This window comes from Endozoicomonas sp. PH6C (assembly GCF_059322965.1).
The window spans coordinates 4,491,251-4,509,085 of sequence record NZ_CP185342.1; the positions used below are offsets into that span (position 1 = coordinate 4,491,251).

Consider the following 17,835-nt stretch of genomic DNA (forward strand, 5'->3'; position numbering starts at 1 on the left):
TAAAGTAAAAGAGCCTTGAGGCCACTCGAATAAGTGATTGACAGCCATAAGCGATTGGAAGTTGCCATCTCGTTTGCCGTAGCAATCACTTTTTACAGTAATAAAAATACTCAGCTTCGAGGTAATAGAATGAGAAATATCCGCCCCAATGCATTAAGCCTAGCCGTGGCCGTTGCCATCAGCTCTTCCATCATTGCTACAGAGGCACTGGCCAATCGCAGGCTGCAGACAAGATCTGTTGATATTTCGGACAGTGAACAGGTGGAGTTTATCCGTAGCGAGGTCATTGTTAAGCCAACGTTGGATGATGACTCGCAGCCAATACCCAAATCCTTTACCACCACCTTCCCTGATCAGACTGAAATCAGAGCAGGCTATGACATTCCTTCTGAAGGCTTCACAGACGTTCTTTCTGGCATCGAGGGTGGCGTTGCCATTGTTGATCAGTTTGAGACCGGCGAGAATGACGTTGCCCGGAAGTACACCAAAATCCTCAAGGTGGGTAATAAGGGGGTCTTCAGGTTTACCCATAACCTTGCAGAAGAGAAACTGCTCATCGAAGTCAGAGACAGTATGACCCGTCAGGATTCAATTCAGGCTGTTCGCAGTCAATCAGGGGTCGCCTGGGCATTGGAACCCTTTACCGGAATGGCCAGCCCCGGTCATCTGGTGGGAGTGCTGAGAGGTGCGCATGAAAGAGCAGGAAACCCTGGCGAAGCCGATAACTATGTTGCCCTTGCCACCCTTGAAGTAGACAAGATTGAGGTGGACGGGCGCACCTTCATGCGCCTTATCGCCGCAGGCGACCGGCCTCCTGAGCTGCAGCGTCTGGGTCAGTCACTTTTTGTTGATGAAGAGCCGCTTTTGGTAGCGGCCACCACTGCCTATACCCGGGTGCATGTTCTCGGGAAAGATATACAACAGAGAAACCTGGAAGATCTGCTGTCAGACCATAAACCCATCGGCTATGTTGTACACGTCGAGGATGAGACACAGGTTTATCCTGTCCCTGATGGTTATCCAAAACTGGAAGTGACTGACACTCCGGGGGATGTTGTTGTTTTCCGTGGTCAGAAACAGAACCCCAGCGATATGGCTCTTGTGGAACGCCTCTATATGGTCTTTTGGGGAGGAGGCGGTGATGATCATAAGACAACTGCACGGGTTAAAAAAGACAAGGTCAAAAGCTACCAGCACATCATTCGAAACATTCAGATGACAATACTGGAGGATTTAGCTGCAAAGCACGATACCGGACTCAACTTCGGTGAAGAGTACGATGATAGTGTGGTCGAGCTTGAATACTATGAAAATCTTCTGCATGCACTGGCCAGTGCTACTTCATATGGATCAGAGGAAGTTGAATTCGCATTCAAACACGTTGAATTCACTTCGGCGTACATCTCGCCGACTTGGGTGCATATTCAACTGTTAAGACACTTCGGCTTCAGACCTGTACTTAGAAATCTTCTGACTAACCAGCACTTTGTTCAGGATATTCATGAAACTTCACTCTTTCCCAACAGTCATTATGGTGCTCCCAATAATGAACCTTTTAGTGACTCTTCTGGCCATGACGAAGGCTTTGAACCCAAAGTCATTGGCGACTTTATCGGGCAGCTGCTGGAGATGGAAAGCGAGCTGGAGAAACTCAGGACAATAGAGGCCGTGCTGGTAAAACAAAGTGAATTGAGAATGGAGGAACTAAATCAGTATGTTGAGGATCAGCTTGCGGAGGTTCATGGCAAGATAAATTTTCTGGTAACCCAGATAGAGACGCTGCAACGGGATGTCGATCAAATTCCATTGCTAAAAAAACAAGTTCATGATGCCAGAACAGATGCCACAAAAGCTCGCAACACGCAAACGGCAACAGAGCTTGGTATTGATAACTGGGATGATACCCAGCCTCTGGAAGAGCAAGCCAGACTCATCAGCAAAAGAATTAATGAAATTTACGGATTGGTCGCCGCAACAGCAGAGTTTCAAAAACAAGCTCTGGAAGAATCGCAACAAAGCACCAGCTCAGAGGCCAAAAAAACAGCACACATCAAAGCCCGTTATGCAAACATGGCCTTGCATTTGAACATTCCGGATTTTGATATCAATGCAGCTGTCGACGATCAGGAAAAATGCCTGCTTGAAAAACTTATGGCAATGCATGCTCAACAGGCAGTTCAACGTCAACAAATTAAGACAATGGGTGATCAACTCGATATACAGCAGGCTTTCATCAAGGCGACAAAAGCAGTTCTGGCTGAGACTCTTGGTATAGATCTGGAAGACCCAACCAACCTGGAATCAGTGCTGCATAACAAACTCTTCGATCTTTCAAAGCTGGAAAATGAACTGAAAGACATCAGAACACCAGGCCACCCCAAAGTCTTGCCTGAAGTATTCGAGACACTTCTTGCTGTGGAAAGCGTTCTGGAGGAAGACCCCCTCCCCGAAGAGGAAGATGTGTATTTCCATCGTCAGGCCATTTCTGAAAAAATGCGGGCACACATCAGAGCAATCGGAGAGCAGTCAGAGGAAGAAGCCCTGGCCATACTGCAATCCCTGGAACGATTACTCAACATCGAAATCAATCAAGGTGATAACAAAGCAGCAAGACTGAATAGGGTTCGTGCCAGGTTTGATGGCGGTGATATCTCGAATCACGTGCTGGATCAGATGGACAAGATCCTGTTATGGGAAGGTGAAAGACCAGACGTGGTGCGAGATCTGAAAGAAGATCTGGAGAGAGGTCTGCTGGAGACGGATCAGGTGCTCTCAGGTATTCGTCACGGTATTACCTTTAAAATCGAACAATCGGATCAGCGCGCCAGAATACGACAGGAAGAGTATCTTATTGCTCTGGAGCAGAAGCTAAATATCGACCTTTATAAAAACCCTGCTGCTAAAGAAAGAGGCAAAACTTTCATAACTAAACTGGCCAGTGATCTGCAGGTAGGGTTTGAAGACGATGCCGACCTGTCTCACCAGAAAAAGGTCCTGAGAAACAAAATTCAGGAATTACGGATAAAAGTAGTCGCAAAATATAGCGATGAAGCCGTCAAAAGAACCTTAAACCATCAGATTGCAGGTCAACTCAATATGAAGGACTATGAGGATCATGTCGGCACAGACGAACAGAACAGTCTGATTAAAGCAAAACTTGAACAGCTGGATGATGAACTTTTCAGAGCAGGTCTGCCTGACCTTAATGAGCGTATTGCAGCCATTGAGAATGAGCTTGACAGGCAAATGGCTCGCCTGGGACCTAAACCCCGATACGTTCTTGATCGTGAGGTAGCCACAGCCAGGCGAGCATTAGAAGAAGCTGAAACTGAGCACGAAGCTATTTTTCAAAAAAAAGTGGGTAGCCTTTCTGATCTCCGGTATATCCCGGATGAAGAAACGCCCCTCAATCTGGCATTGAAACAATTTCAGATCGGCCTGGGTCTGTCTGCAGGTGACAAGCAAACCGATCAAGAGCGAAAAAGGGACATCGTAAATAACCTGCTGGAATACAGTGTAGAAGCACGAGCTGAAATCATTAAGGAACTGGAAGCCAAAACAAATCTGAATGTCTGGATACAATGCTACCCCGATTCGGTGGAAGCAACTTTTTCTATTCAAACCTATCCAGTGCCTGGTCGGGACGCAACGGTTGAAGACGATAGAGCGTGGGGTGGGCTGCCTTTTACCCGTGAAAAGTACAGTCAGGTCACGGAATTCCTGCTTGAGCACGACAAGAAAGCTATGGATTTAGCCAATGCGATGGCGGCAGAGGTTATTGCACGAGAGACTCTGGCTCGTAAAGAACAGGAGCTGTTCGAATCAGGAGACGTCAATGAGAAGTCTGCAACCTCAAACAAGATCGACATGGATCCGCTGAATTCAGACCTGAATGATAAAAGTGAAACGGTATCAAATGCAAAACAAGACCTGGAGGATCATGACGCGCTTCTTGAACCCACTGAAATATCCCTCGGTCTTAAACCAGGCACTTCTGACAGCAGAGAGCAACGGATTAATGCCCTGAGAGACAAACAGTTACAACTGGGCGGTAATGATGGCACTGGCGGAAAAATCGGGCAACTGCTTCAGCAAGAAGCCCGAGAGGCAGCTGAAAATGCAGACTGGATAGCAAAAATTGCAGCCTCCAGAGCAGAGCTTGAGAGAATGAAAAAAGTCCTGAAGGCTGCTGAAAAAGCCGTCAAAAATGATGGCGGCCCCTTCCAGTACACACCGAAACAGGCAAAAGTTCTGAAAGCTATACACACATTCACTCAGCAGCACTTCCTCAAAAAACAAGCCCTGGAAGCAGCGATGGGTCTGGCAGAATCAGCAGTAGAAAGCGGTAACACAATACCCTGCCTCAAGACTTTCGATTTTAACGATGAATTTGCACCGATTCGCCTGCAGGCATTGGCAGGAGACCAACTGACGTTTAAACAGGCCAGCCGTGTTGTGGAAGTTTTCAAGAGTCTGGAGACGATCCTCCGAAAATATTCCTTCGAGCCTGCAGAGTATCAATTTCAGAATGCCATTGAAGAAGTTCAGATTCTGGTGCAAAGGGCCAGGAATGAGATAAAAACCGCATCTCAACAATACGACGACGAAATTCGTGGCATAGGCTCAACGGGCCTCCACTTTGTCGAGCATGTATCAAAGGACCTGAAAAGCTTCTCGGAATTCTGCGCTACCCATTTTGCCAGTGGTGACAGGGTCATAGCTTTGCTGCGTAATGGTATGATCAAAAATGCTGAACTTGAAAACTACATAAAGGCCATCAGAGGTGTCGACGGTTATCAGGTATCGGATCAATTTGAGTACTTACTCAGTTATAAACACGGCGTCGGGCTGCTTGAGTTCAGGAGGGTTGTCCAGATGCTGACCGATGAGGCTGCTGAGGCGTTGATCCAGAATATCTTTGCTTCAGTGACCGGGACGGAAGGCATTGACGAGCATCTGCCAGAGTACCTGAAAAGCTTCCCGGAATACTTCGCCAGCCATTCTGCCAGTGCTAACAAAATCATGGCTTTGCTTGGTGAAGGTCTGATCAGCAAGGTTGAACTTGAAAACTACATGAAAGCCGTCAGAGGTGTCGACGGTTATCAGACAGTGGCTGAATTTGAGCACTTCCTTGGTTACCAACACGGCGTCAAGGTGCCTGAATTCAGGGAGGCTATCCAGATGCTGTCCGATGAGAGTGCCGAGGCACTCATGCAGAGTGTCTTTGCTCCTGTGACCGTAACGACAATGGGCCCGGTGGCCATGAAAGAGTCGGTTGTCGGCATGAAGGAATATGCAGCCGCAGTCATCGCCAACTACGTGCTTGACGATATTGCCTTTGAAAACGGCCGCAGGACAGCAGCCTTCCTGACTAATATTCAGGACACCCTGACACCTTATGCCAGTGCTGCCGGCCTGTCTGAATCAGACCTGATCAAGGCTGTCCATGACACCCTGATGCAGGCTCATGCCGCAGCGGTTGAGTGGCAGCTAAAGGAGTACTGGGTCAAACCTTCAGCCTTTCTGGTACAGGCGGTCACCTGGTACTTCTCCAGCTACAAACCGCTACTGGCGACTCACACCGTCTCCCAGGCCACCGCTCAGTCCCTCTCGAACATGTCGTATCTCTATCTGCTGGACCTGACCAACAGGGGGGATTATCTGCACAGAATGCTCACACCTTTTCAGCACTGGCTGGAACGCTACCGTGTTGATCTTGAGCGAACCGGGCAATATGCCTACCACAGTAGCATTGAACAAATCTCTGAAGTGGGCGGACTGGCCATGCCATTGGGTAAAGCTGCGTCCTCTGTCATTCTGTTGAAAACCGGCTCTGCGCTGTTTGCCAGACAGCACAATGCCAACCCACATAAGTATCGCAGCATTGTTCGTCTGATGCCCGAATTGGTGAAGTCCATGGGGTCCGGACAAGGGATTCAAGTACCGCTGCTGCACAGAGCGACGCCACAAAAAGTGAAAACTCTGGCCTCTGCCACCGCCGGGCTTGTGCTGGGGCCGGTAGCTACTGTTGGAGCATACGCCCACGGCCTTATATCCGGGTTCACCTATGCTCAAACCTTCGGATTCGCACTGGCGTCAAGTCTCACTTTCGACTTTTTTATGAACGACAACAAGATGCTCACTCAGTGGCTGGGTGGACCTCTGGGCCGGAGTCTTGACAAGATTAATCGCTGGACAGGCGTGGGGGAAACGGACGATGAGTATTTGCAACGTACCGCCATTGCTTCGCCTCAGGGCTTCAGTGAAACCGATGAAGAATACGCTAGTCGTGTTAAAGCAAACAACACCCTGTATGGCTGGACTCGACACGAAAATTATCTGCAGTTCCGTGAACGCCGTGATCGCACCATAAAGCTGTTTGAGAATGGCTGGGAGAAATACTTCAGGGAAAAACTGCCCAAATGGTCATTCTCCCACGCAGAAAGTATTCCTTACTTCTACACTCTTGGAGCCCTTTACGAATCGCAAAAGAGCGATGATCAAAACGTTCACGGTCATGATACGAGAAATGCCTCTCAATCAAGCTTTCCACTGCAACCTCAGCAGACCACTGTGGCTGGTGAACCTTTCAGCTTGCCGGAATAGCCATGAGCGATTTTAAAAGTTGCTTCCCCGCACGGTGAAGCAACCTCTTTTCACGGCAATAAAAACACTCAGCTCTGAGGTAGTAGAATGACAACTGCTCCCCTCAATGCATTTAGCCTGGCAGTGGCCGTAGCAATCAGCTCTTCCATCCTTGCTACACAGGCGCTGGCCGATCGCAGGCTGCAGACAAAATCTGTCGATGTTTCGAGCATCAGTCATGAGGAGTTTACCCATAGTGAGGTTATGGTTCGGCCAACTTTAGGTCATGACCAGCAGCCAATACCTAAATCCTTTACAACCACTTACCCCGATCAGACTCAGGCCAGAGCGGGCTATGAGGTTCCTTCTGAAGGCTTTACGGATGTTCTTTCCGGCATTGAGGGTGGTGTTTCCAGTGTTGATCTGTTTGAAACCGACGAAAATGACGTTGCTCAGAAATACACCAAAATCCTGAAGGTGGGTGATGAAGGGATCTTCAGGTTCACCCATAACCTTGAAGAATATGAACTGGTCATTGAAGTCAGAGGCGGTATGACCGACCAGGATTCAATTGCGGCAGTTCGTTCTCAATCAGGCAATATCCAACCATTAGAACCCTTAACGAAAGTCGCCAGTCCCGAGCAATTGGCCGCAGTGCTGAGAGCTGCCCATGGCAGAGCTGGAAACCTTGGCGCAAGCGATAACTATGTTTCCCTTGCCACCATTGAAGTAAAAAAAGTTGCAGTGCACGGGCGCACCTTCATGCGTCTTATTGCTTCGGGCGATCAGCCCCCTGAACTCCAGCGTCTGGGGCAATCGCTGTTTGTCAATGATGAGGCGCTTTTGGCAGCAGCCACTTCTGCTTATGCTCAGGTTCATATTCTGGGGGAAGATTTACAACATAAAGCTCTCAACAAACTGTTGTCGTACCATAAACCCGTCGGCTATATCGTACACGTTGAGGATGACAGGCAGGTTTACCCCGTGCCTGCCAGTTATCCAAAACTGGAAGTGACTGAAGCCACGGGGGAGACAATTGTTTTCCTTGGTCAGAAGGAGAATCCGGCCGAGATCGCCGTTGTAAAAGGACTCTATAAGCACTGGGATAAACATGATTCTGATGCCGCCACTGCCACTGATGTATCAACACAGGTAAAAAAAGACAAGGTCAAAAGCTACCTGTACGTCGCTCGAAACAGGCAGATGGAAATGCTCAATGCCATGTTTACAAATCCCGGTGCTAATAAATTTAGCGAAGCCAGGCTGGAGGATCAACTGGAGAAGCTTGCATACTATGAATCTCTCCAGCAGGCATTGATCAGTGCCAGTACGGATAATGGCGATGAATTTGAATTAACCTTAGGACACGTCAGAGTCGCTTCGTCACTCATCACGCCATTCTGGATCTATGATCATCTCCTGAAAAACTTCGGCTTCAACCCCATATTCAGAAATATTCTGGGTAACCCGCACATAGTTAAGAATATTCAGAAAGTGATCCCCGATATCAGCCATAACAACCGGGCGCAGCTCGCTAATCCCGGTGAAGACGAACAGTTTGCCTCAAAAGTCATCAACGACATGTCACTCAGGCAGCGGGTTGAATTTGACTGCGCACTGGCAGAACAGCAGGCAAAAGAGGCACAACTCGCCGAGCTAAACGAAAAATTAAAAATTCATGACACCCATCAGGCAGAGGCCGTAATAAAAATTCATGACACCCATCAGGCAGAGGCCGTAACAGAACAGTTTGACGAAGTGGCTGAAAAAGAAGTTGCAGGCAAAGCCCGATTTGCAAACATTGAGAATTTTGATAGCAATGAGGATATTGACGTTCCGCAAGAGCTTCTGCTTCTGAAATACAAGGCATTGAATGAGCAAGAAGGACAACTGATTCGCGGTCTTCAGGCAGCGAAGGCTCAGATCAATTTAGTAGATTCTCAAATCAGTGCCAGAAAAGTTGCTCTGGAAAAAGAACTGGATGACATCAGAACACCAGACTATCCCAGGATCAGGTCTGAAGTCATTGAGACACTGAGTGCCGTGCACAAAGCTCTGAAAATGCCTGATTTTGATCAAAACAACGATGTCTATCTTCATCGTCAGTACATTTCTGAAGACATCCAGAAATATATCAAAGACGCCAGACAGAGGGCAGAGGAAGAGGCCCGGGACATGCTGGATGTGGTTGAAAAAGAACTCAACATCAAAGCCAATGAAGAGGATTACAGTAAAACAAGACTCACCAGGATTGTTAAAGTACTTAACAAGGGTGATCTCTCAAACAGGATACTGGACAGAATTTTGTTTGGGATAGAAACCATTCTCTTGTACCGTGAACGCAGAATGCTGGACATGAAGGATATCAAACTCATCAAGCTTCATGCGAACCTTCACTATAAAGCCGAAAACCCCGACCCGAATAAGCCTGCCAGAAAACAACGGGCCGACCTGCTGGAAGCCGCAGAAAAAGCACTCAACCTAAAAAGCTATGAAGAGGACGGCCAGATAGCAAGACTTGCCCGGGTTCATGCAATACTTGACAGCGAAGATCTTCCTGAACACTTGCTGGATCAGATAGATCAGGCCCTGTGGCAAGAAGAAAGCACAGCCCTGAACAAGAAGGATCTCAGAATCAGGAAGCTTTGTGCAATTCTTAACTATAAAGTCGAAGATTCGTACCTTGATAAGCAAGTCAAAAAACGACAGACAGGTCTGCTTCAAGCTGTAGAGAAAAAGCTGTACATCCATCCTCGTGAAAATCTTGCTGCCTGGGAAAGAGGCAAGGCTTTCACTGCTAAACTGGCCCGAGATCTGAATGTAGCATTTGCAGAGGATGACAGCCTTGCTGAACAGAGTGAGGCACTAAGAGAAAAAATTGAGGCATTAATAGAAGAGCTATACCAGACCGGCGACGACGAAGGTGTCAGAAGAGCCAGAAACAATGACATGGCTTATCAACTCAACATTGAGGATTATGAAGAAGATGCCATTATCGACGACCAGAACAGTCTGATTGAAAAAAAACTCGGACAGCTGGATGAAGCAGTTATGAATGCAGGTCTGCCTGACGTTAACGAGCGCATTGCAGCCATTGAGAATGAGCTTGACTGGCAAATGGCTCAAATGGGTCCTAAACCCAGATACGTTCTTGATCGAGAGGTAGCCATTGCCAAACGGGAGATAGAAGACGCTATAGCTGAGCTGGAGACAGTTTATCGCAGGCTGGCTGCTCATGGTCACAATGAAGTCGATAACGCATCGGGTGAACTGCCGTTAGCCAGAAAAAAATACGTTCAGATCTCAGAATTCCTGCGTGAGCACGACAGGGAAGGTATGGATGAAACCGATGCAATGCCTGGAGGGGCTGCTGCACCAGCAAATCAGGAATCAACCCGTCTGAAAAGTGAGATTGAAACCAGAAAAGCAAACATTGAGAGAATGAGGGAAGTCCTCAGGGCTGCAGAGAAAGCCGTCGAAAATGACGGCGGTTCCTTCCAGTACACGCCGGAGCAGGCAGAAGTTCGGGCCGCTATGGAAGCCTTCATACAGCAGCACCCTTTCATGCAACAAGCTCTGGAAGCCGGAATAGCTCTGGCAGAGTCAGCGGCAAAAAGCGGTAAGGTAATACGCGACATTACAACTTTCGATTTTGGCGATGAATTTGCACCGATTCGCTTGCAGGCAATGGCCGGAGACAATCTGATGTTTAATCAGGCCAGTCGGATTGTGGCAATCTTCAGGAGCCTGAGGACGAAAGTCGATTGGCATCAGGGTGCCCTGATAGAAATCCAGAGACTGGTGTACAAGGCCAGAAATGAGATCGGCAAAGGCGCTCAACAATACGACGACGAAATTCGTGGTATGGGAAAAAGAGCGGTTCACTTCATTGAGCATGAACCGGAGGACCTCAAAAGCTTCTCTGAATACTTCGCTACCCGTTCTGCCAGTGGTAACAAAATCATGGTTTTGCTTCGTGAAGGCCTGATCAGCAAGGTTGAACTTGAAAACTATATGAAGACCGTCAGAGGTGTCGGCGGTTATCAGACAGTGGCTGAATTTGAGCACTTCCTTGGTAATAAACACGGCGTCAAGGTGCCTGAATTCAGGAAGGTTGTCCAGATGCTGTCCGATGAGAGTGCCGAGGCATTCATGCAAAGTGTCTTTGCTCCTGTGACCGTAACGGCAACAGGCCCGGCGGGTATGAAAGAGTCGGTTGTCGGCATGAAGGAGTACGCAGCCGCAGTCGTCGCCAACTACGTGCTTGACGATATTGCCTTTGAAAATGGCCGCAGGACGGCAGCCTTCCTGACTAATATTCAGGACACCCTGACACCTTATGCCAGTGCTGCCGGCCTGTCTGAATCAGACCTGATCAAGGCTATCCATGACACCCTGATGCAGGCTCATGCCGCAACAGTTGAGTGGCAGCTAAAGGAATACTGGGTCAAACCTTCAGCCTTCCTGGTACAGGCTGTCACCTGGTACTTTTCCAGCTACAAACCGCTACTGGCGACTCACACTGTCTCGCAGGCTAACGCGCTGTCCCTCTCGAACATGTCGTACCTCTATCTGCTGGACCTTACCAACAGGGGGGATTATCTGCACAGAATGCTGACACCTTTCCAGCACTGGCTGGAACGCTATAGTGTTGATCTTGACCGAACCGGGCAATATGCCTACCACAGGGGTATTGAACAAATCTCTGAAGTGGGCGGACTGGCCATGCCATTGGGCAAAGCCGCGTCCTCAGTCATTCTGCTGAAAACCGGCTCTATGCTGTTTGCCAGACAGGTCAACGCCAACCCACACAGGTATCGCAGCATTGTCCGTCTGGTGCCCGAAATAGTGAAGTCCATGGGGTCCGGACAAGGGATTCAGGTAGCGCTGCTGCACAGGGCGACACCACAAAAAGTGAAAACTCTGGCTTCTGCCACCGCCGGACTCGTGCTGGGTCCGGTAGCTACTGTTGGAGCATACGCTCATAGTCTTATATCTGGATTCACCTACGCTCAAACCTTCGGATTCGCACTGGCGTCGAGTCTCACTTTCGACTTTTTTATGAACGACAACAAGATGCTCACTCAATGGCTGGGTGGACCTCTTGGACGTAGTCTTGACAAAATTAATCGCTGGCGGGGCGTGGGTGAAACGGACGATGAGTATTTGCAACGTACCGCTATTGCTTTGCCACAAGGCTTTAGTGAAACGGATGAAGAATACGCTAGTCGTGTTAAAGCAAACAACAGTATGTATGGCTGGACTCGACACGAAAATTATCTGCAGTTTCGTGAACGCCGTGATCGCACCATGAAACTGTTTGACAATGGCTGGGAAAAATACTTCAGGGAAAATGTACCTAAATGGTCGTTCTCCCATGCAGAAAGCGTCACTTACTCCTACACTCTGGGTGCCTTCTATGAGTGGCAAAAGGGCGATGTTCAGAAAGTTCATGATCATTAAGAGAAATATTTCTACCTGCAATCGTGGCCCTCTGACGGCCACGAGCGATTAAAAGTCGCTTCTTCGCCTGCAATGGCAATCACAGCTCACCGTTATAAAAATTCTCAGCTCTGAGGTAGTAGAATGAGTAAGTTTTGTCCCAATGCATTAAGCCTTGCAGTGGCTGTTGCGATCAGTTCTTTCATCATTAGTACCCAGACACTGGCCGATCGCAGGCTGCAGACAAAAGCTGTCGATATTAAAGACAATGAACATGTGGAGTTTACCCAGAGTGAGATCATTGTTCGGCCAACGTTAGGTGATGACCAGCAGCCAATACCCGGATCTTTTACGACCACCTACTCTTATTACACTGATGTCAGTGCAGGCTATGCCATGCCGGCTAAAAGTTTTACAGGTTTTGCTTCTCATTTCTGTGGGGGTGTTTCCAGTGTTGATCTGTTTGAAACAGGCGAAAATGACGTTGCTCAGAAATACACCAAAGTCCTGAAGCTGGGTGATGAGGAAATCTTCAGGTTTACCCATAATCTTGAAGAAAAAGAACTGGTCATTGAAGTCAGAAGCGGAATGACCGATCCGGATTCAGTTGCGGCTGTCCGTTTTCAATTGACTGGCATGGAATCATTGGAACCGTTAACGAAAATCGCCAGATCCGCGCAACTGCTCTGGCTGCTGGAAGGTGCTGAGAAGAGAGCGGGAAACCTGGGCAAAAGTGATCACTATGTTACCCTGGCCAGCATTGAAGTAGACAAGGTTGAAGTGAGTGGGCGTACCTTCATGCGTCTTGTCTCAGGGGGTGATCGGACACCTGAACCGGAGCGCCTGGGTCAATCACTCTTTGTCAATGATGATGCTCTCCTGGCAGCGGCCACTTCTGCCTATATCCAGGTTCATGTCCTGGGAGAAGCGTTACAACAGCAAGCTCTTAATGAACTGCTGGCACACAGCAAACCCGTTGGCTACGTCGTACACGTCAAGGATGGCTCACGGGCTTATCCTGTTCCTGCGGGTTATCCGAAGCTGGAAGTAGCAGAAACTCCGGGGGAGGTGATTGTTTTCCATAGTCAGAGGCTAAACCCGGATGATGTCGCTTTTGTAGAAAAGCTCTATGAAATATGGCAGGAAGCTGAGGGTCCCCTACCCTCCCCAGCAGTATTAACAAAAGTTAAAACCCATCAGGTCAGAGCCTACCAGTACGTCATTCGAAGCAGGCAGATGACAGTGCTGGAGGAGTTTGCTGCGCGGCAGAATGCTGTATTCAATCAGGATCAACCGACGACACTTTCAAACAAAGATAAACGGGCGATGCGTGCGCTTGCATTCTATGAATCTCTCGATCAGGCATTGGTCAGTGCCACTCCAGATAAAATACATAGAATAAGGGAGTTTGAAGTCACACTGGAAGACCTCAGAGTCGCTTCGTCGTTCATCACACCCATCTGGATGCACAATCAACTTGAAAAACATTTCGGCTTCAAACCCGTACTCAGAGATCTTCTGACTAATCAGCATTTTGTTCAGAAGATTGTCGATCATATACCCGTTGTCGTCAAATTAAAGACCGACGGTTTATACGACGATAAACGTTTTGTATCCAAAGTTCTGAGTGAAAGGACCAGACAGATGGCTGAGATGTTCAGCAAGCTGGATGAACTATATAGTGCAGAAGCCGAGTTCCTCGTGCTCAAATATAAGTTAGAGATTGAATCGGATAGAGCCGATGCCAGTGATGAGAAAAAACTGGAATGGCAACGAATCTACCAGAAAGTTAAGGCTAAACATGCATGGACTCTTGCTAAGCTGCAAGATCAGAAAAGTCTGGTAAAGAAACTTATGCAGGAGGTCAGGCAATTCCCTCTGCTGGAACAACAAGTTTCTAATGCCAATTTAAAAGCCATAAATGCTCGCCATTCTAAAATAGCAACAAAACTTGGCATGGATGACTGGGATGACACCCAACCAGAAGTTGAACAAGTCGAACGCCTCTTGAAGAAAATTGATGATATCTGCGATCCGGCTTCCATTAAAAGTCAGCTCGCCCCAATCAACAAAGCTGATCTGCAAGCCCGCCACCAGACCCAACACCTTCAGCAACAGAGCACCAGAAAAGAGGCTGACAGCGAAGCTGAAATAAAAGCCCGTTATGCAACCCTCTCTATTCATTTAAACATTAAGGATTTTGATAACAACGCAGACATTGACGTTCAAGAAGACCATCTGCTTCAGAGAATTGAGTCACTGACTGCCGAAATACAGCATGCTTATAGACTGAATGACGAACAAAAACACCTGCTTAACAAACTGCAGTCAACGAATGCTCAACTCAACCCGATTCAAGAAAGTTTGCTTCAGAAAATCCAGACACTGAATGATGATGGCGATATGAAAAAACCTGACGTCAAATTCATGCAAGACGGTATCGCAGCGATTTTGCGTATCGTAATGAGTAAAGACGACTCATTGGCAAAACACATTCCACAGATAGAAGCAATGCATCAGAGTCTTGCAGATTTGAAACAGGAACTGGAAGACATCAGAACACCAGGCCACCCCAGAGCCATGCCGTTAGTCCTTGAGAAACTGGCTGCCGTGGAAAAAGCCCTGGAGATGGATGACCTCAATAGCAAGGGCGATGTCTATTACCGTCGTGACGCCATTTCCAAGGCAATTCAGACATCTATGACAAAGGCCAGTCAGGCAGCAGAGAAAAAGGCCCTTGAGACACTGGAAGATTTAGAAGAACTAGTCAACATAAAAGTCAATGAAGGTGATGACAACACAGAAAGAGTTGTCAGGCTTCGTGCCAAGCTTACGGAGGCAAAGAAAGAGGCTCTGGAGATACTGGAAGAGTTAGAAGAAGCACTCAACAGAATAGCCAATGAAGGTGATGACAACACAGAAAGAGTTGATAGGCTTCGTGCCGGGCTTACGGACGATGACATAAACGAAAAAGCGCTGGAAGGTACAGATTATTACCCCTGGAAAGAGGCTATGTTCGAAATAAGAGGAGTAAAACGGGGGGGAATTGATGGGATTTTTGCCTTTTATGTCGAAGAAGTGGATGAGCGAGCCATAGAAGAACAGAAAAAGATACTTAGAGCTGTAGAGAACAAACTGAACATCGACATCAGCGAAAACACTGCTGCTAAAGAAAGAGGCAAGCATTTCCTTGCTAAACTGGCCGATGATCTGAAACTGGAATTAAAAAAAGATACCAGCCTGGATGACCAGAAGAATGCCCTGAGAGAAAAAATTCGGGCATTAAGGGACATAGTAGAAGGCTTCTATGACAATAGAGGTTCCAGAAAAGATACAAACAATGAAATTGCTCGTCCACTCAACATCGAGGGTTATGAAGAAGATGCCGATCTCATCTACCAGCAAAGTCTGATTGGACTAAAACTCCGAGAGCTGAATGATGAAGTTTACCTTGCCGGTCAGCCTACCGTTAATGAGCGTATCGCAGCCATAGAAGATGAGCTTGACAAGCACATGGCTCACCTGGGACCTAAACCCCGATTCGTTCTTGATCGTGAGCTAGCCAGAGCCAGTCGGGTAATAGAAGAAGCTGAAAGTGAGCTGGAGACTGCTCATCAAAAACTGGAGGCTATGTTACAACCGCACGGTGATGACAGTACTGGCAGCAGGACCCGGGAACAGGCCCGTCTGAAAGCTGAGATTGAAGTCAGGAAAGCAGACATTGAGAGAATGAAGGATGCCCTTGAGGCAGCCGGGAAAGCCGTCAAAAGTGACGACGGCCCCTTCCAGTATACTCCGGAGCAGGCAGAAGTTCTGGACGCCATCCACACCTTCACACAGCAGCACTCACTCAAGAAACAGGCCCTGGAAGCCGCCATGGGTCTGGCAGAATTAGCCCTGGAAAGCGGTGAGGCCATACCCGACTTGACGACTTTCGATTTTGGCGAAGAATTTGCGCCGGTTCACCTGCGGGCATTGGTCGGAGACGCTCTGACCTTTGATCAGGCCAATCGGATTGTGAAAATTTTCAAAAGTCTGAAGAAGACCTTCCCGGCCCCCCTTTTCGAGCCTTTAGAAAATCAGCCTTCGAATGTCCTGAAAATAATCCAGCAGCTGGTAAACAACGCCAGACATGAGCTGCAAAGCGGAGCTAAACAATACGACGACGAAATTCACGGCATGGCCAAAACAGCCATTCACTACGTCGACTATGAACCGGGAGACCTGAACAACTTCCCGGACTACCTGGCTGCCCGCTATGCCAGTGCTAACAAGATCATCGCTCTGCTGCGTGAAGGTCTGATCAGCAAGGTTGAACTTGAGAACTACATGAAAGCCGTCAGAGGTGTCGATGGTTATCAGACAGCGGATGAATTTGAACATTTCCTTGGCTACAAACATCGCGTCAATTTGCCTCACTTCAATAGCATTATCCAGATGCTGTCCGACAGAGGTGCTGAGGAATTCATGCAGATGGCCTTTAACCCCGTGCCCCTGAGTGCCACTGGCCCGGCGGGTATGAAAGAGTCTGTTGCCGGCATGAAGGAGTACGCAGCCGCAGTCATCGCCAACTATGTTCTTGACGATATTGCCTTTGACAATGGCCGCAGGACGGCAGCATTTCTGGCCAATATTCAGGAAACCCTGACACCTTACGCCAACGCTGCTGGCCTGTCTGAATCAGACCTGGTCAAGGCTATCCACGACACATTAGTACAAGCTCATGCCACAGCGGTTGAACGGCAGCTGTCGGATTACTGGGTCAAACCTTCCGCCTTCCTGGTACAGGTTGTGACCTGGTATTACTCCAGCTACAAACCGCTACTGGCGACCTATACCAGCTTGCAGGCTGCCGGGCAGTCTCTCTCAAACATGTCGTTCCTCTATCTTCTGGATCTGACCAACAAGGGTGATTACCTGCACCGGATGCTGACACCTTTCCGGCAGTGGCTAGAACACTTCAGTGTTGATCCTGACCGAACCGGGCAATATGCCTGCCACAATGGCATTGAACAAATCGCTGAAGTGGGCGGGCTGGCTATGCCATTGGGTAAAGCCGCGTCCTCAGTCATTCTATTGAAAACCGGCTCTATGTTATTTGCCCGACAGCACAATGCCAATCCTCATAGTTATCGCAGCATTTCCCGGCTGGTGCCGGAAATAGTGAAATCCATGGGTTCAGGACAGGGAGTTCAGATACCGCTGCTGCACAGGATGACTCCACAAAAAGTGAAAACCCTGGCTTCAGCCACCACCGGCCTGGTACTGGGTCCGGTCGCCACTGTCGGAGCATACGTCCACGGACTTATATCCGGGTTCACCTATGCACAAACCTTCGGATTCGCCCTGGCGTCTAGTCTCACTTTCGACTTTTTTATAAACGACAACAAAATGCTCACTCAATGGCTGGGCGGGCCTCTGGGCCGGAGTCTTGACAAGATTAATCGCTGGACAGGCCTGGGGGAGACGCAAGATGGATATTTGCAACGTACGGCTATTGCTTCACCTCAAGGCTTCAGTGAAACCGATGAAGCCTATGCAAACCGTGTAAAGACCAACAACACGATACCTGGCTGGACTCGACAGGAAAATTATCTGCAGTTCCGTGAACGCCGTGATCGCACCATGAAACTGTTTGACAATGGCTGGGAGCAATACTTCATGGAAAATGTCCCCAGATGGTCATTCTCCCATGCAGAAAGTATTCCTTACTTCTACACTCTTGGAGCTTTTTACGGTTTGCAAAAGGGCGATGATCAGAGAGTTCACGGTCATAATTAGAGAAGTGCCTCTCAATTAAGCCTTCCA

The 17,835-nt window shown here is 48.3% G+C and carries 3 protein-coding genes; all 3 read left to right on the forward strand.

Annotated elements, in window-relative coordinates; translation table 11 throughout:
- Positions 1–129 precede the first annotated feature (129 nt).
- Positions 130–6,606, forward strand: coding sequence for a coiled-coil domain-containing protein (locus ACOMG9_RS17020; RefSeq protein WP_448217769.1), 6,477 nt, complete (start codon positions 130–132; stop codon positions 6,604–6,606).
- 87 nt (positions 6,607–6,693) lie between these two features.
- On the forward strand, positions 6,694–12,048 hold the full coding sequence (locus ACOMG9_RS17025) for a coiled-coil domain-containing protein (RefSeq protein ID WP_494529150.1): 5,355 nt from the start codon (positions 6,694–6,696) through the stop codon (positions 12,046–12,048).
- 123 nt (positions 12,049–12,171) lie between these two features.
- On the forward strand, positions 12,172–17,808 hold the full coding sequence (locus ACOMG9_RS17030) for a coiled-coil domain-containing protein (RefSeq protein ID WP_448217771.1): 5,637 nt from the start codon (positions 12,172–12,174) through the stop codon (positions 17,806–17,808).
- Positions 17,809–17,835: the final 27 nt, after the last annotated feature.

Excerpts from the sequence above, each read along its gene's own strand:
- ACOMG9_RS17020 (WP_448217769.1), top strand. The coding sequence starts at position 130 with ATGAGAAATATCCGCCCCAATGCATTAAGCCTAGCCGTGGCCGTTGCC.
- ACOMG9_RS17025 (WP_494529150.1), top strand. The coding sequence starts at position 6,694 with ATGACAACTGCTCCCCTCAATGCATTTAGCCTGGCAGTGGCCGTAGCA.
- ACOMG9_RS17030 (WP_448217771.1), top strand. The coding sequence starts at position 12,172 with ATGAGTAAGTTTTGTCCCAATGCATTAAGCCTTGCAGTGGCTGTTGCG.